A 906-nucleotide genomic window follows, 5' to 3' on the forward strand; every position below is an offset into this window, starting at 1 on the left:
GATGATTTGACAGCTAAATGACAGACGAAGTAGATGAATTTGTTGATTGATTTTAATTTGACTGCAAAAGCAGTCAAATAAGTTAGGCTCGCCTATTGACTGGTGGAAGGCTCATATGTGTTATATTTCACAGTACTCGGACTGAATTAACCCGAAGCATTTAAGGTCGTGAAACTGGTTTTTCCAGTAACCACTTTGACGTCTTACGCCTTCCTCTTTGAAACCAACCTTTAGAAGTAGTGATTCAGATGCTAAGTTCCCCGGAACGGTATCACCTTGAATACGGTTAAGTTTACCGCAAGATAATTCACCTAAAAATGCTGCTTTAACTATTCGATGGACTGCTTCAGTGGTCAAACCCATGCCCCAATACTTAGGCAATAAATCATATCCAAGTACAGCATTTTTCATTTTTGGGCTCCAAGTATTAAAGCCACAGGTTCCGATAAATTGCTCTGTTTCTTTAAGGCGAATAGCCCAACGAATACCAGAGTTTTCATTAAAGCGAGAGTTAAAGAACTCTATTAAGTTGCTCGCTTGTGATAGTTCCGTGAAAGCTTCCAAATCATAGTATTCGACAACGGAATTGTCCGAGAATAACTCAAATAAGCTATTTGAGTCTTCTTTAGATAATTTATCTAACTTTAAGCGATTTGTCTCTAAAACTGGAAATGACAACCTGAATCCTCCGTGAAATATAACGCCGCGATAAGCGGAAAATTACTGTTGGCTAAAATGTTTGAGGAACGAAAAACAGCCAACTGTAAATTTTCCGTTTAATTGCCTTGTTGAACGAAGCCGCTCTGCGGCAGAAAAGATAAAAGCCCATCTTTCTCACCATCATAAATACTTACTAGACCCTGCCTACCTTGGCATTACCTAGGAGTATCACCATGGAAACTCATG

At 39.1% G+C, this 906-nt stretch carries 1 protein-coding gene; it reads right to left on the reverse strand.

Annotated elements, in window-relative coordinates; translation table 11 throughout:
• Positions 1-120: 120 nt before the first annotated feature.
• A complete protein-coding gene (locus H5125_RS21680) occupies positions 121-678 on the reverse strand; it encodes a GNAT family N-acetyltransferase (RefSeq protein WP_182745498.1) in 558 nt (185 codons plus the stop codon).
• Between the last annotated feature and the right edge of the window lie 228 nt (positions 679-906).

The sequence above is a fragment of the Shewanella sp. SR44-4 genome, from assembly GCF_014163715.1.
GTDB lineage: Bacteria > Pseudomonadota > Gammaproteobacteria > Enterobacterales > Shewanellaceae > Shewanella.